This is a genomic window from Clostridium sp. LS3, assembly GCF_055330225.1.
Map to the genome: position 1 here is coordinate 2,085,291 of NZ_CM143921.1, position 15,830 is coordinate 2,101,120.

A 15,830-nucleotide genomic window follows, 5' to 3' on the forward strand; every position below is an offset into this window, starting at 1 on the left:
ACTATTAATGATTATAGCATAGACTTTATTATATATCCACTTAAAAAGCCTAATAATAAGTAGTAATTATTCTCCTTCCTAACTACATCTTAATAATATTTAAATTTTATCTAAATTTATTCCCTTCCACCTCATTTGTATATATCTGAATTTTTGAATTTTATAATTCATTTTGCGTATTTATTATACCTGCTAAACATAAAAATCCCCAATACTATTCTTAATGAATATTAAAACACACTTAAATATTTACTTAAAAACCTGCTAAGCCTTTGATATCAGGCTATTTCCTTACTATCTTAACGACAGCCTCAACGTGAAATGTATTAATAAACATATCAACTGATTAAACTACTTCTATCTTATCCACTTGTTATTGTAATATATTTAAATTTACTGGAAGAGTACTTGGAGCACAAGTACAATGTACTACCTTTTGACATCTTGTATTACCTTATTGCTTATAAAAACTTAACATAGCAATATTTTTTCAAATACATCTACAGATCCACCTCTGATTTAATGGATTTCTTTATTAGTTTAGGTATTATTTCTTCCAAAATTCCCTACAAAAATTCTACATTTTATTTATTGTTTTTATAGCCAAGTCTATTATATACTACTTATACCTTTTTAGATTTTCTGATATAAATAAACGTTTGAGTCATTATAATTTTTTCTAATACATCCAAATGCAAATAATCATTCTATTTCAAGTTTACCCCATTTATAAAGTTATATTAGTTATTAAAAATATAACATTTATCTATTTATTGCATCATCTATAGCTTTTCGAGGTGAGCTTGAATAGTATTTATCTATTACGCATTTTAATTTATTCTCCTTAAAATCATAATAATTAATTTCATCTACACTTTTTCCTTTTTCATTATGTAACTTATCAACTAACCATTTTGTTGCTTTTCTTGTTTGATCTCTATTTAATCTATGATATTTAAGTTCCCAAGGCATAATCTCATTATTAAATGATTCTATAATTGCAGCTGATATAGATTTATTGTAGTAATCGCATATTAAAGTAGATAGTTTATTCTCACTAAAATGCTCCATTGAAATCTTATTTATTATCTGTTGTTTATTAAACTTAAGTTTTTCTTTTACTAACCATCTTACTGCTAAAACTCTATTGTCCTTTGTTTCCCAATAATTTGGTGATACTGAACTTCTTTTTAGCTCCCAACAATGTATTTTATTAGGATATATTTCATTAATTATATCTATGCTACTAGTATAATAAGTTGTTAGTGTTCCTAATCCATACTCAAATAACATATTCCTATTAAACTTTTTCTTTATATCATCTAAGCTCCACTTTAACTTTTCCTCTAATAACCACTTTATAGCTTCTACTCTATTTTCAGATTTGCTCCAATACCCCTGTGGTATTCTTGAATTATTGAATTCAAAAGCTCTATATTGATTTTGATATAAAGCCATCACATATTTAATTGCAGATCTTCCAAAATATAATTTACAAGGTGTCCATAGTTTATTATTTAATATAAACTCTTTAGTTGTATTATTTAATATTTCATCTCGTGTTAAATTCAACTTTTCCTCAATCAAGTATTTTAATAATTCAAGTGCAATTTCTCTCCCGTCATCTACTGATAGTGAACACCAATATCCTGGAGGAAATGTAGGTAGTTTTCTTTCTAGTACTAAATTATAAATATCTTTATTATCTAAATAGGTTAAATCAATTCCTTTAAAATACAATCTGGTAATCTCCTTATAACTTTCTTATTATAAGTCTTGACATATTTGATATTCCTCATTCCATAAATTGGAAAACTATTGAATTATTATCTCCCTCTCTCTAAATTCTATTACTAATAAGAAAGGATATGATAAAAAATGATATTTGGATATATGAGAATAAGTACACAAACAGAAAAACAAACTACTGATAGACAAAGGTTAACACTAGAACAATATGCTAAAGACAATAGTTTTGTTATTGATGCTATAATAGAGGAAAGAATCATTGGTACTGTTAAAGCAGATTATAGAAATGAATACAAAGGTTTAAAGTCTAAGCTTAGAGAAGGAGACATTTTAATAATTACTGATATAGATGGACTAGGTCGTAATGCAGATGATGTTATACTAGAGTTCAAGAACTTGAAGGCTAACGGTATAAGAGTTATTGCTTTAGATACACCATATCTGAATGAATGGAACAAGATACAAGATAATAGCTTATACAATATAATTGCAGTTATATTTAAACTCTTATTGAGTATTTTTATAAAGATGAACTTGAAATGTCATTTAACTGTATTTATACCGCTCTTGAATTACTTATAAGACAAATAAAAAACCAAAGTCGTTTAACACCGATGCAAACAAAACTTATTCTAATTCAGGATGGATTTGATAGAGATAAAGCTGAAACAATCAGAATAGATAGAAATGACATTATTCACCCAGAAGAATATGTTTTTTTTGATGATGATGAAGAACTAAAAATCTCTCTAAAAAATACTTTTGAAGCATATTTCTATTTTTTCAAAAAATACTGTAATTAATATTATTCTTTATTTGACAGAAGAGTTGTTTAATCAATAACTCTTCTTATTGTTATAAAATAAAAAGAACCTATTTAAAAGCTCTTAGTAATTATAGTTATGATTGTTATTATGATTTGTATTCATAGCTTGAACTGTTGAATCCCATTGCTTCTGCTTTCTTTTAATACTCACATAATAAATTAAATTTCCAAATCCCATTGTAAATAAACCTAAAATTATATGTACTAATATTTTTTGTTATGGTCTTAATCCTAAATTATTTCCATTCATTATTGCCATTTTTAAATCCCCTTAATATTTCAAATTTTTATAATACCAATTTATTGTATATAATTCTTTTTAATACAATTTAAATAAATTATTATTTTATAGTTAATTTTCAAATGTATAGTTACATTGAACCATAAATTTTTTTACCTTAACTTTTATACGCTTATGGCCTAATGAGAAATCATGAGCAAATTGAACATAACTCTTATGGCTATCAGTACAAAGGATAGAGTTATCCACTATATAGCCATCATAGAGTCTTTTTAACTCTTTATGTGAGATTCTACCTTTGCAAAGTAATTCCATAATTAAATTTCCTTGCCTATCAATAGCAGTGGCAATACATACTTGCTCGTTAGAAATACCTCTCTTTTTAACTTCTTTACCTCTCTTACGGGATTTTCTTGGCATTTTAGAAGGGCTTTGTGCCTTTAAAACTTTCTGCAAAGAATACTTCATCAGCCTCAATTACTCCTTCAACAGAGCCTATACCAAAAAATGTTCTAATGCAGTCAAGTATTTTATGCCTCCAAAAGAAACATGTCGCTATATTGATACCAACAAGTTTAGCACTTTTTCTAATGGAGTACCCATTCATCATACATTCAGCATATTTAAGCCATTTATCTAATGTTTTCTTACTCTTATAAGTTGCTGAATTAGTGAAATCAGTAAAAGTCTTTCTGCAAGATTTACAAATATATCTTTGCTTATCATTGTATTTTCCATTTCTCGATACTTTATCTGAATGACAATGAGTACAAACCTTTCCCATTGAAAATCTATGTTCTTTTACTTCTTCTGTAATTTTACTTGTATATGAATTAAGAACAAGAACTTATTCTAAAAAAGAAAGTAGTTGCTCTTGTTCATTTATATTAAGTGTTTTTATATCTTTTTAAAAAATGTAGTATTGGAATCTATATAAAGGTTTCTTTCTACTAATAGCCCTAAATTCTCAAGTATTGGCCATCTTTCTTTTAAAAAAGTAAACTTGCTCATATTTGTCTCCCCCAATATTTATTTTTTAAATATTTTTAAACCATTCTTCATTAATAATTACCTTTTCAACAATTTCAACTTCTACACCTAAGCCTACTTTCTTTAAATGTTTTGCTAGCTCATTACCATCAATTAAATCAATAGGAGTAGCACCATCTCTAGTAGCTTCTTTTACTGCTTCTCTTGAAAATACACCAGTAGTAATTATAAGTCCTTTATCAGCTCTTCCCATCATTGCTCCTCTAAAATCTCTTATGACAGAAGAACCTACAGTTCCATCATATCTTTTAGCTTGAAATGCTACTCGGAAGGATAACACTCCACCTAATCTTAATATTCCCATACCATCAATTCCACCATCATGACTTTTACCTGTAACTACTACATTATTAAATCCAAGTTCTCTTAGTAGCCTCTGGCATAACTTTTCGAACCTTTCAGGAGTAATACCCTTTATTACTTCTAGTAATCTAGCTTGCCAATTTAGATCATCTATATCCGAATTACTATCATAAAAAGTGTTGTTATTCTTACTTTTTATATCATTCTGTTCTTGTTCCTCTTCATCTGATTTAAATTTTGCTTTCTTTTTTACGTATTCTTTATTAACTGATTCTATCTTATTTCCTTTATCAGTCAATGACCATACAGCTCTAGAACTACTTACTATGTAACCAGCATTTTTTAAATAATTCCTAGCCCATGCAGTTCTATAATCTAATTTTGTTGTACTATTTCTATGTATATCATCAATTTCTTCTTCACTTAAATTTAATATTTCAATTAATTTTTCCCTAATCTCTACATTAGTAGCTGATCCACCTAATTGTTTAATTGCATTAAAACAAGGTTCTATCAATTCATCATACTTGTACTTAAACATTTATTAACCTCTCGTATTACTTTTTTCTATAATATTTATTTTATCATCTAAATAAAATAAAGAAATAGCTTTTCTCTATTATTTTATTTTTATATGCATCATAATATTTTTTTCTCATAATTGAAATTCAATGCTTTGTATTTAAATACTCTTCATAGGTGTATATAAATGTCATAAGAGAACTTTTCCTCTTAAGATACCCATAAATTGAGATACACTGATCTTTGGTGGAATACTAACAGAAATTAAAAGATCCAACTACTATTGAAAATTTACTTACAGAATTAAAAGAAGAAAGAGAAAATTTATTAGTTGAACTTGAAGAATCTAAATAATTTTATTCAATATTGTCTTAAGTTTTTCCTCTTCACCACTTCCATTTGTTTTAAATCTAACTATTGGAATGTTATATTTATTAAATATCTCATCTTTCATTTTGTCTCTAGCTAGTTGTTTTTCATTTTGTACATGATATTTATAACCATCAACTTCTACAACAAGTATTGGAGTTTTGTCAACCTTGTTATATATAAGAAAATCTGTATGAGTTAATGGGTTTAAAGCAAACTTTTTTTCTTCATTAGTTAATTTACTAATATCTTTTATTATCATTTTAATTGGTGTATGTATTACAACCCCAAGATAATTGAATTCTTCTAATTTAATTACATCAGTAATTAATTTATACATTAAATTTTCTGAAGCAAATTCTGATATCTTTTTAGTTTTCTCTAAGTAAGCTACTAATTTTTCAGAGTACTGTTTATATAACAAATCAAATACTGATGAAACACTGCTATTAATAACTTCAAAATTATTGTATTGAATATATTTTATTAAATCTCCTAAATTACTTTCACCTTTGGAATTATTAAAATCTGAAGTAACTACTATTAATTTCTCTATTGCTCTTGAAATTGCAACATTTACTAAGTTTGGATCATCAACAAAATCATTTACTTCATTTGTAACAGTACTTAGTATAATTACTTCTTTTTCTCTTCCTTGATATTTATGTACTGTATCTGCTTCTATATTCTCATTAGTTATTTTTGCTATTTCATTCGCTTGCAGTCTATAAGGAGTAATGACTCCTATGGATTTATTTTCATCTAAACTAGGTATTACTTCTTGAGTAATTACATCTATTTGTCTTTGATTAAGTGTTCCTCTTGCATGATTTCCTTCTTTTGTCTTATATAAGGTTAAAGGCTTATCTCCTTCCTCTTCATTTGTCATAATAATAAGTTCATCATTATAAAACTTACTATTACAAAATCCAATTATTTTAGGATGACATCTATAGTGCTCTTTAAGTAAAGTTCTTGCTATCCCATCATTTAATCTGCTAATTGATTTTAACAAGCTATTTTCAGAATAATTATATGCTTCACCTAAATTATATCTATTTCTAATGCTATTAATTATTTCTTTATCATCTTTTGTAACAATATGTGGTAGTTGCTTTAAATCTCCAACTACAATTACATTTTTCCCACATGACAAAGCTAAAGCACCTGTTAAAATATCTACTTGGGATGCTTCATCAATAATTATATAATCATATAAAAAATTCTCTGGAGTACAATTTCTTAATGAATGAGTGGTACTAAGAATTACTGGATATTCCTTAACTACACTATTAAAATTCTTCCATAAATCTTCTTCTTTGAATAATGGCCTTTTTGTTCTAGTTGAATATTCTTTAGCCAACTTTGATTTAAAAAGTTTTAATGAGTTAAAAGAATACTTTTTCATTTCCTCATTAAAATTATATCTAGATAATTCTTTTTCTAATTCACTTATACGTTCATTTAAACTTTTAATTTTCAATTCATAATATAAACTATATAAATAATCGATTTTCGAATCTAATGTATTTTTATAAAAAGATGAGGAATATATTCCATACTTAAAGAAATTAATAATTTTTTTAGAAAATGAAATTTTATCATATATTTTATTTTCTACGCTTAGTTCTATTAATAGATTCATTATATTGTTTTCATTAAGTTTATATATACTTTTAAGTACAACATTATCATTTCTATTTTGGTAATATTCTAGGTTAAAATGTTTTTCTTCTAATGTTATACAAGATAATTCTTGCTTCAAAATAGCTAATTCATTTTGCTTTTTTAGCATTCTATTTAATGTATCTTGAGATTTAGTTAGTTCTTCTTTAAGAGAGATTAAGTTTTCTTGCTTTAGTTCCCAGTTATTCATACTTGGATAATTATCTTCTTGGTTATTAATAAAATTTTCTTTATTTTCTCTTTTACCAAGAGTAGCTTGAATAAAACCAAATCCATTCTTATTAAGTTTTTCACTAACATTTTCTATTGCTGAGTTATTATTTGAAACAACAGCAATAGTTCCACCACCTAAAATTACATTTGCTATTATATTTAATATAGTTTGTGTCTTCCCTGTTCCTGGTGGACCTTCAATTATACTTATTTGTTCTAATAATGCTTTTTCTGTAGCTTCCTTTTGACTCAAATTAAAACCAAAAGGGAAAATAACAGTTTCATTAATTGTCTTAGATTTTAAAGATTTTGGATATAGATAATATGCTAGAATACTATTTTTATTAATAATCTTAAGTTTTTTATACTGTTTTGCTAAGATATTTTCTCCATCTATCTTTAAGCCTAAGTAATCTGATAACTCTTTTAAGTATTCAAAGCAATTATTTGATATGGGATTATTTATTGTAGCCTCCTCTATAGAAATATCTCTCGTAGGATATACCTTATTAAATCCTTTATCAAAAAAGACTCTATAGTACATGTCAAAAAGAAGTACTTTACTTACCTTTAAAAGAGGTACTTCTCCACAATATAATACCTTATTTTCTATATCAACTTCCTTTGGATTAGAAATCCACTTTAAACTGTTATAGTTATATGGATAAATCTTATCTGAATTATTAAAGGTAACATTATATTTACCCTTGTTATATTTACAATAAGATATACTTCTTGTTTTATCTTCCCCGTTAATTAATATAATATTTTTATCTAAATTCAACTTTGTTCTCCTTGTTCCTACTTAAAGTTTAGTATATTAATGATGTCCTCTCCATACTTTCCTATCTTTACTGATCCAAATCCTGTTACCTTAACAAGGTCATCTTTAGCTTTAGGTTTCAACCTTATTATTTCTTCCATTGTATTATTATTGAATATAAAATAAGCCTTTACGTTTTCCTCTTTAGCCTTTTTTAATCTATAATTTTTAGCTTATTACGTAAATCTTGATCTAAGCAATTATCCTTAATCTCATTTGTCTCATTATTTATTCTATCATAATACTATTAATGGTAATCTAATTAAATTCTAATAAATAAAATAACAGAGTCATTTTAATAACTCTGTTATATCTTAATTCATATACCTAATTAATTAATTTACTTAATTAATTAAAAGTGCTCCCCATTTTCATAATATTTACTTTCATCTAATGTAAAAAATATTACATCTACATTGGGATATTCCAATGAATGAACATACTTAGTAATTATTTTTGCAGCTTTATCTTGTACTTCTTGTCCCCTATCAAACCATGAAACTTCAACTACTGGCTCACCTTTAACAATTTCTCCATCTTTTATATATACAGACTTATCAACTGATAAGCTGAAATAATCTCTTGGACATTGAATTAATTCTTGTAATTCGTCTATTAATTTTTTACTTATTGAACAAACATTTTCTGTTTCTATACCTTTAAATTTTAACATTGGCATTTTTTACCACTCCCATCACTATAAATACTAATAATATAATATCACAATGAAAATATTTATAAAATAAGATCATCTTAAGCATTAATTGGTATAACAACTCTACTATCTTCCAATAGCCTACCAAATATTCTTGTATCTACAGAATTTGAATTAGGTAAATTATATGTAATTCCATCAAAATCATTTAAGGTACTATTTAAATTTACCTTAAAGAAGGCTCCTGAAGAAGATATTGAAATAATATAAAGGAAGGCTTATGCCTTCCTTTGTCATTAAAATACTTTATTAAAAGATGAATTAGGTAATTGCACGAAGAATAGCGAATACTAAAATAAAAATTACTAGTATGACAGCATACTTAGGTCCAGGAATTATCCCCATCCAATTAATTGATAAATATATTAAATTGCTTTTGATTTTTTCCTTCCTAATCTCTATACTCTTTTCTATATTTAAATATTTTACTATTTCTAATAGAAGTTCATTGTTTTCTTTATTAAATGATCTTAAATCAATTTTCACTTTATCTTTAAAAATCAGACGAAATGTATCAAAGTCTTCTCTTCCATCTATTATATACTTTATATTTTCTATATCATTAATATATTCATATTCTATAATAGTATAGCTTCCAGATAACTTATATACGAAAACTCTTTTATTTGTTATAAATATTCCAAAATAAACTGGGCTTAAATATCCATACACTGTTGGATACATTGTTATCCTTTTATTTAAAAAGCTTTGAAAAAATATACCTCTATATTCTATAGTTTCATCCTTATTAAGATTAACTTTTGCTAATTTATTTAAATGTGAAAAAGCAAGTTTTCTTACAATCTCTTCATTTTTAATTTTATAAAGATCTTCTGCATATTGATTTTTACTTTCAATAGATTTCTTTTCTAATTCACTTAGCTCTTCTTCTGAGTAGTCAATTTTATTTAATAGTTTTAATACTTCTCTATCATCCATTTAAATCACATCCTTCTCTATATTTTTTAATTTTTTTCTAGTTCTAGATATTCTAGTATGAATATAGTTTTCTGAATACCTAAGCTCCTTTGCTATTTCCCTTATTGTATAACCTTCTATATACCTTTTAATAAATATTACCTTATCTTTTTCTTCTAGGTTATTTAAAATATTATCTATAATTTCTTCATCTTCTATTTTTTCTAAAGTTTTATCTTCTACTGCTGTTATTTCATCTGTATATTCAACATAATTATTATTCTTAAAATTCTTTCTCTTAATATCTATGGCTTTATACTTAGTTATAGATATCAACCAATTTTTAAAGTTCCCCTTTTCTTCATCAAAACAATCAATATTAAACCAAATAGTTGTAAAAACATCATTATAACATTCATCTATAAAGTCTTTTTCATAGTCCTCCTTTAATATATTTCCTGCTACATAATAAACTAACTTCCCAAAGTCATTGACGAGCTTAGCGAAAGATTGAATATCCTTATTTTTAATCCTATAAATAAGTTCTTTTTCATTTATATCTCTCAAATTTACACCTCATTTCTATTTGTCTTTCTATCTATTATTCGTTTTGAATTTATGCTTTCTGTCAGTTATTATCTTTTTTTCTAAATTTATTTAAGTTATTGCATTTTTTGATTCCTTAAAAATTGTAACATTCTAAATACACTTATTAACCATAGCCAAATTTTAAAATAGCTAAAAAGATATATTTTCAAAACATAGTTAAAAAAATATAAAAAATAAGCAAAAGAACATATTAGATATTGTTCCTTTGATTGGGAAATTATAAAAGTCAGGTTTCATTTTACATAAACCTGACTTTTAATATTTAAAAATTAAACTCTGTTTTAAACCAATGTTGATAAATCAACATAAGTAAAGTAGTCTACAAAGTATAATTTGTTTTCACAAAACGATTTCCATCTATAATATATTTTTTACCATTAGAAGGACGACTTATCTCTTTTCCCTCAATATGAGTCTTGCTAACTTTAACCAATAACTGCTTAATATCTGTTTCAACAAGATAATATGCGCTTCTATCATTAAAACTATCCGCAAGTTGTAACACTCCTGGTTGTACCAAAAAATCAATTATATTCTCTACTTTACTTAGTTTTTTTTGCCTGATTAATGTATAAATATTCTTAGCTTTAGAATATTTATCTTTAACCACAGCATCATATATAGACCTGCAATTTCCTGTCTTATGATAAAGCGAAATATCTATGGATTCTTTGATTACAAAGACTGGTTTATCATCACCATCTTCTAATAAAGAATCTATTGAAGTATCAAATAATTTAGCAATACTTTGCAAGTTTGTAACATCTGGTATTCCATTATCAGATTCCCATTTAGTTATTGCTTGTCTAGATACACATAGCTTTTCTGCAAGTTGTTCCTGTGATAAATTAGCGTTTTTTCTTAACATCTTTAATTTTTCACCAAAAGTCATTTATATTCCTCCATTCGTTTATCTAATAATCAAATCTTACCTTTTTGTACCTGTAAAACACAAGAAAAATGACTTTACATGTATGCTACTTTCCGTAGCATAATGCTTTTTACCCTTTAATGGACTTATTAAATAATTGTTCATACAGCCCAGTAATCCTTACGAGGAGCTTCACAACGCTTTCTTAAAGCTCTCTCGCTTTTTTTATATGAAATATAATTAATTAAAGTTGCTAAATATATTAATAAAACTGGAAGTACCGTTCTAATTTAAAAGTAAATTTAAATCGATTATAGCGTTTACCTTTAATCCAGTTTCCTTTATATCTATTTCCTTCAAAGTTACACCTTTAAAATTTTCTTTATAAACTAAAATATTTCCATCATTAAAATCTACCTTTAAATTACTATCTTCTGGAAACCAATCTTTAATAAAATTATCTAATGCTAAATTTACAATCCAATCTGTAATTTTTAAATCTAACAATCTTACTTCCTTAATATTTAAAACTAGATTTTCATTTTCATCTAAACTAGGTATAACTTTAACTTCAATAGGTGTTTTCATCATATTAATTACATTATAATTTACGTTAACTAATATATAGCCATCCCCTATATCAACCTTAACATCGCTCATCTTATCATTTTTAGTATGCTTTAAGTAATAATCTAAACTATTAATGATAGCTTCTTTAGGTGCAAATACCTCTCCTTTAACACCCACAACAGGATTGTTTATAACTTCGATATTATTTGCCTGTAATCCTGCTATAGAACTTATAAACTCAATAACATTGCTTTCACTTTTTACTACTTCTTCTTGCTCATTATCTTTCTTAACATTTTTTGCATCATCCTTTTGAAAAAATAAAACTGCTACCACTATTAAAAAAATCAATACTAATGCAAATATAATATACTGTACCTTTTTATCTTTAACACTAAACTTCATCACTATTTCTCACTTATATACTTCTTATATTTTCTTCATTCTTGGTTGATTTAGCCCTAATTACATTTAGTTATATTTTATCATATGGAATTTAATAAATCTATAATTGCAACATCCCTTAACTCCCTACAGCAATCTCTCATTATCTCTAAATTCTTATCTGTATATATTTCTTTTACAACTTTTCTACTTCTTATTTTATGAATACATCTAACATGACTTTTTAGAACTTAATTCTTATCTTCAAGTCATGAGAAAAATGTTTATATAAAAAGTCATTTCATTAATAATAACAAATTTTTCTTAAAAATTTTTAAAAATATAGTTTTCTGCATATTTAAATAGTAGATAGAAATTTTCTATTTAGTAAAACCCCTAAGAAACCTAGTAAAATCAAGGGTTTACAAAGGGGGTCGCGAAACGCGACACCCTTTGAATATATGAAAAATAATTTATAAAGAGAGGTTTGTATTATGGAAAAACTAGAAATTTTTAAAAATGACATCTTTGGAGAAATAAGCATATTAGAAATTGATGGTAGAGAATACTTTCAATCTAACCAATGTGCTTCAATTCTTGGCTATTCGAATCCACGTTCAGCTATAAAAAGACATACTAAATATACTTTCAAGCACAAGGTTTTAACTTCAGGTGGAAAGCAAGAAGTTACCTTTATACCTGAAAGTGATTTATTTAGACTTATTGTGCACTCTAAACTTCCTTATGCTGAAAAATTTGAAAAGTGGGTTTTCGAAGAAATACTTCCATCTATAAGGGCTAAAGGAATATATGCTACCCCTAAAGTAGTAGAAGAAGGACTAAAAGATTCATCTACTATTGAAAATTTACTTACAGAATTAAAGGAAGAAAGAGAACAACTAATATTTGAACTTGAAGAATCTAAAGAAAAAGTTAATTATCATGATACAGTTTTAAATAATGATTCGATAATTCCTATAACAGCAATTGCAAAAGATTATGGAATGTCTGGCATGCAAATGAATAAAATTCTTAACTCATTAAAAATACAATATAAAATTTCTGATAAATGGGTTTTATATCAAGATTATGCACCTGAAGGATATACACACTCTAAAACACTTAATACTCCTAGTGGAAGATCTATAATAGTAACATACTGGACTGAAAGAGGACGAGCTTTTATCTATAAACTTTTAAAAGAAAAATTAGATATTGTTCCTTTAATGGAGAAATTATAAAAGTCAGGCTTATAAAACCTGACTTTTGATATTTAAAAATTAAAATATATTAGAAATCCCTTTAGTTATTCAACTGTGAAATTCTTCAAATAAAAATGCAATATTATGGTTTTGTAAATATTTTTACCTAATTACTTTTATTCTACAATATCATAAACTTCTAACTTAGTTGTTGCATTATAATTTTCATCCTCTACAATTGATTTTACATAAAATGTTTTTCCATCATTTGCCCAACCTGCAAATATTTTATGATGTCTTTCCTCTGTATTAGTAACTATGTTAGTTATATTGGTAATTTCTAACTTATCATTAATATTTGCAATACTTAAGGTATTATTTTGTTTTTCATCCTTTTCTAAAGCAGGTTTTAAACTACTTATAATAACTTTGTCTCTATTTTCATTGATATGAAATTCAAAGAATGTACCACTATCTACATCTACAGTTTTTGTAAGCTTCTTGTTATCTATATCATAATTCCAGATTCCATTTTTACCTTCTGCTAAGCCTGAAAATAATATTCTACCATTTTCATAAAGCATTTCTCCCCTAGTATCAATTTTAATACCATCATCTTCTGATAATATCTTAGTGAATTTATTGTTTTCAATATATCCGATAGTATTTTTTGTATTATGCTCTTTAGACGGATCAAAATCATCTGAATAATACCCTTCTAAATACTGATAGTTAACATAAATCCTATCTCCCTCTATTCCTAATATTTGTCTTAACACTCCATCTTTATCATTATGTCTTAATTCATTAGGGATAACATAATATTTTTCATTTGGGATATCTATTACAGCTAATTTGTAATCTTCCTCACTTCCAAATGCTGCTATATCTATAGTGCCACTTCTATAGGAACTATGACCATCAAGTACGTTACCTTGTTCTTCAATTAATTTAGTATATCCAGCTAATTCTTCTAATTCCCCATCCTTATTAACAGTGTATACTTTGTTATCCTTTTTTATCTTAGTTGGGTAAAGGGCATTATAAGAGAGGTTTGTATATATTCCCCAGTCAACATTTTTATCAGTCCAATTTACTTTATTATTGCTATCTAATTTACCAACGCTTACTTCTCTAATAATATCACTTGGATATGAATAAATAAGTTGAATAATGTTTTCCTTTACATAAAGCATCCTATAAACAGTTCCAGGATCTATCGGCTCTGTTTCTGCAACCATTTTAATTTGAAAATCCTCATTTTTTTTATCTTTTGTGTTATCATCAATAATAACTTTTTCTGTTCCCAATACTACATTCTCACTACTTCCCTTTGAACATCCTACTGGTATCATTGTTGTCATTATAACAATTAATAATACTAAATATTTTCTTTTCATATTAGCTCCTCCAATCACTTTATATCCTTAGTATAATAACTAGTTGTTATTGGAATAATATTAAGATGTTTCCAAAGTATTAAAGTTTGTAAATTTGATAATGAATTTAGATTTATTTCCATCTACCTCTACTTCTATTGTTCCATTATGTGCTTCTACGATGCTTTTACAAATATACAAACCTAATCCATGAGAATTTTTCTTATTTTTACTAGTATCCTCAACCTTAACAAAGGGTTCAAATATACTTTCCTTCTTCTCAATTGGAATAACCTTCCCTTCTGATGAAATTGAAAACATTGTATGTTCATTAATATCTTTTAATTCAATCACTATTTTACTATTATTGTTTGAATACTTTACTGCATTTTCTACTAAGTTATTCACTAATATATATAAATATTGTTTATTTCCCTTTATACTAATATCATTAGTTTCATTAATTATTTCTAATGATTTTTCCTTTATACTTATTAAGTTAGCTTGGACTATATCATTTAAAATAAATTTCAAATTAACATTTTCAAAGGAGTAATCTTCTAAATCACTTATTTGCTTTGAAATATCTAAAAGTGTACCTACTAACTCATTCATTCTTTTACTCTCAAAAATAATTCTTTTTATAGCTATAGCTTTAAATTCCTCATCTTGAAAGTTATCCTCACTTAATATTTGTGCATATCCTGAAATACTAGTAATTGGTGATTTTAATTCATGAGTTATATTTCTAAAGATATTTTTTTCTTGTTCATCCTTCCTTTTTAACTTTTCACTCATTAAATTAAAAGAGTCTACTAAAACTCCTACTTCATCATTTGAAGTAATATTAATTTTTGAAGGATAACTACCTTTTCCTACTTCTGAAACTTTATTCTTAAGAAGTATTAAAGGATTAACTATCTTTGATGATAAAAAATATATAGAAACTAATATAATTAAGAAAAGTCCAGTAAAAATATAATTAACTAACTTATTGATATTTTGATTTCTTATATACTCCTTTTCATAATCATTGGCCAACATTATAACCCCTATGGCTTCTTTATTCTTACCGTATATTAAGTAACTTACTTTTCCAATAATACTATTAGACCTTCTTTCAATATCTATAATAGCCTTATTATCTTTAACTATATTCAAAGTTTCTTCTGATACCCCATATATATTTAGATCTAATTCTTTTTCATTAATTTCTCCTTTTAATAATAAGTTACCATTTAAGTCATATAAAGCTCCTTGACAATAAGCTCTGTTTAAAATAAAGTTAATTACTTTATTATTTAAATCACTTACTGTGATTTCATTTTTATTAATATTATTAATGGCTAAATAATCATTTAAACTGCTAAGTGAAACCTGATAGTTTTTCTCCATATCAT

Annotated in this window: 12 protein-coding genes and 4 pseudogenes; 3 read left to right on the forward strand and 13 right to left on the reverse strand. The window is 25.8% G+C overall.

Going from position 1 to position 15,830, the window contains the following annotated elements; all coding sequences use genetic code 11:
- Positions 1-762 precede the first annotated feature (762 nt).
- Positions 763-1,740 (reverse strand): DUF4046 domain-containing protein, encoded by a 978-nt coding sequence (locus tag ACZJV1_RS09650; protein WP_463649987.1) that lies wholly within the window; start codon positions 1,738-1,740, stop codon positions 763-765.
- Between the two features lie 138 nt (positions 1,741-1,878).
- On the opposite strand from ACZJV1_RS09650, the pseudogene ACZJV1_RS09655 reads away from it, so the two are divergent.
- Both ACZJV1_RS09655 and ACZJV1_RS09660 read left to right on the forward strand, forming a co-directional pair.
- Positions 1,879-2,250: pseudogene (locus ACZJV1_RS09655) on the forward strand (recombinase family protein); the annotation flags it as partial.
- A 113-nt stretch (positions 2,251-2,363) separates the two neighbouring features.
- Positions 2,364-2,552, forward strand: coding sequence for a hypothetical protein (locus tag ACZJV1_RS09660; protein WP_463649988.1), 189 nt, complete (start codon positions 2,364-2,366; stop codon positions 2,550-2,552).
- A 426-nt stretch (positions 2,553-2,978) separates the two neighbouring features.
- On the opposite strand, the pseudogene ACZJV1_RS09665 reads toward ACZJV1_RS09660, so the two are convergent.
- From ACZJV1_RS09665 to ACZJV1_RS09710, 10 genes and pseudogenes are all read right to left on the reverse strand, one after another.
- A pseudogene (locus tag ACZJV1_RS09665) lies at positions 2,979-3,717 on the reverse strand (IS1595 family transposase); the annotation flags it as partial.
- A 135-nt stretch (positions 3,718-3,852) separates the two neighbouring features.
- Positions 3,853-4,710: a restriction endonuclease gene (locus ACZJV1_RS09670; protein WP_463649989.1), complete on the reverse strand. Its 858-nt coding sequence runs from the start codon at positions 4,708-4,710 to the stop codon at positions 3,853-3,855.
- 166 nt (positions 4,711-4,876) lie between these two features.
- Positions 4,877-4,950, reverse strand: a pseudogene (locus ACZJV1_RS09675) (IS200/IS605 family transposase); the annotation flags it as partial.
- An 87-nt stretch (positions 4,951-5,037) separates the two neighbouring features.
- Positions 5,038-7,743 carry an AAA domain-containing protein gene (locus ACZJV1_RS09680; RefSeq protein WP_463649990.1) on the reverse strand — a complete coding sequence of 902 codons (2,706 nt, stop codon included), beginning with the start codon at positions 7,741-7,743 and terminating at the stop codon, positions 5,038-5,040.
- Between the two features lie 17 nt (positions 7,744-7,760).
- A pseudogene (locus ACZJV1_RS09685) lies at positions 7,761-7,937 on the reverse strand (HRDC domain-containing protein); the annotation flags it as partial.
- A 197-nt stretch (positions 7,938-8,134) separates the two neighbouring features.
- Positions 8,135-8,461: a DUF1904 domain-containing protein gene (locus ACZJV1_RS09690; protein ID WP_463649991.1), complete on the reverse strand. Its 327-nt coding sequence runs from the start codon at positions 8,459-8,461 to the stop codon at positions 8,135-8,137.
- 297 nt (positions 8,462-8,758) lie between these two features.
- On the reverse strand, positions 8,759-9,436 hold the full coding sequence (locus tag ACZJV1_RS09695) for a hypothetical protein (protein WP_463649992.1): 678 nt from the start codon (positions 9,434-9,436) through the stop codon (positions 8,759-8,761).
- A complete protein-coding gene (locus ACZJV1_RS09700) occupies positions 9,437-9,982 on the reverse strand; it encodes a sigma-70 family RNA polymerase sigma factor (RefSeq protein WP_411167766.1) in 546 nt (181 codons plus the stop codon).
- 361 nt (positions 9,983-10,343) lie between these two features.
- A complete protein-coding gene (locus tag ACZJV1_RS09705) occupies positions 10,344-10,916 on the reverse strand; it encodes a helix-turn-helix domain-containing protein (RefSeq protein WP_463649993.1) in 573 nt (190 codons plus the stop codon).
- Positions 10,917-11,180: 264 nt separating this feature from the next.
- On the reverse strand, positions 11,181-11,870 hold the full coding sequence (locus ACZJV1_RS09710) for a hypothetical protein (protein ID WP_463649994.1): 690 nt from the start codon (positions 11,868-11,870) through the stop codon (positions 11,181-11,183).
- 473 nt (positions 11,871-12,343) lie between these two features.
- On the opposite strand from ACZJV1_RS09710, the gene ACZJV1_RS09715 reads away from it, so the two are divergent.
- Positions 12,344-13,090, forward strand: a complete 747-nt coding sequence (locus ACZJV1_RS09715; RefSeq protein ID WP_463649995.1) for a phage antirepressor — start codon at positions 12,344-12,346, stop codon at positions 13,088-13,090.
- A 137-nt stretch (positions 13,091-13,227) separates the two neighbouring features.
- Here the strand turns inward: ACZJV1_RS09715 and ACZJV1_RS09720 are convergent, their stop codons facing one another.
- On the reverse strand, positions 13,228-14,451 hold the full coding sequence (locus ACZJV1_RS09720; RefSeq protein ID WP_463649996.1) for a hypothetical protein: 1,224 nt from the start codon (positions 14,449-14,451) through the stop codon (positions 13,228-13,230).
- Positions 14,452-14,511: 60 nt separating this feature from the next.
- The gene (locus ACZJV1_RS09725) at positions 14,512-15,825 is read right to left on the reverse strand and encodes a sensor histidine kinase (protein WP_463649997.1); all 1,314 of its coding nucleotides are present in this window, start codon (positions 15,823-15,825) and stop codon (positions 14,512-14,514) included.
- Between the last annotated feature and the right edge of the window lie 5 nt (positions 15,826-15,830).

Coding starts and splice junctions, on each gene's coding strand:
- ACZJV1_RS09660 (WP_463649988.1), top strand. CDS start 2,364: ATGCAAACAAAACTTATTCTAATTCAGGATGGATTTGATAGAGATAAA.
- ACZJV1_RS09670 (WP_463649989.1), bottom strand. CDS start 4,710: ATGTTTAAGTACAAGTATGATGAATTGATAGAACCTTGTTTTAATGCA.
- ACZJV1_RS09690 (WP_463649991.1), bottom strand. CDS start 8,461: ATGCCAATGTTAAAATTTAAAGGTATAGAAACAGAAAATGTTTGTTCA.
- ACZJV1_RS09695 (WP_463649992.1), bottom strand. CDS start 9,436: ATGGATGATAGAGAAGTATTAAAACTATTAAATAAAATTGACTACTCA.
- ACZJV1_RS09705 (WP_463649993.1), bottom strand. CDS start 10,916: ATGACTTTTGGTGAAAAATTAAAGATGTTAAGAAAAAACGCTAATTTA.
- ACZJV1_RS09710 (WP_463649994.1), bottom strand. CDS start 11,870: ATGAAGTTTAGTGTTAAAGATAAAAAGGTACAGTATATTATATTTGCA.
- ACZJV1_RS09715 (WP_463649995.1), top strand. CDS start 12,344: ATGGAAAAACTAGAAATTTTTAAAAATGACATCTTTGGAGAAATAAGC.
- ACZJV1_RS09720 (WP_463649996.1), bottom strand. CDS start 14,451: ATGAAAAGAAAATATTTAGTATTATTAATTGTTATAATGACAACAATG.
- ACZJV1_RS09725 (WP_463649997.1), bottom strand. CDS start 15,825: ATGGAGAAAAACTATCAGGTTTCACTTAGCAGTTTAAATGATTATTTA.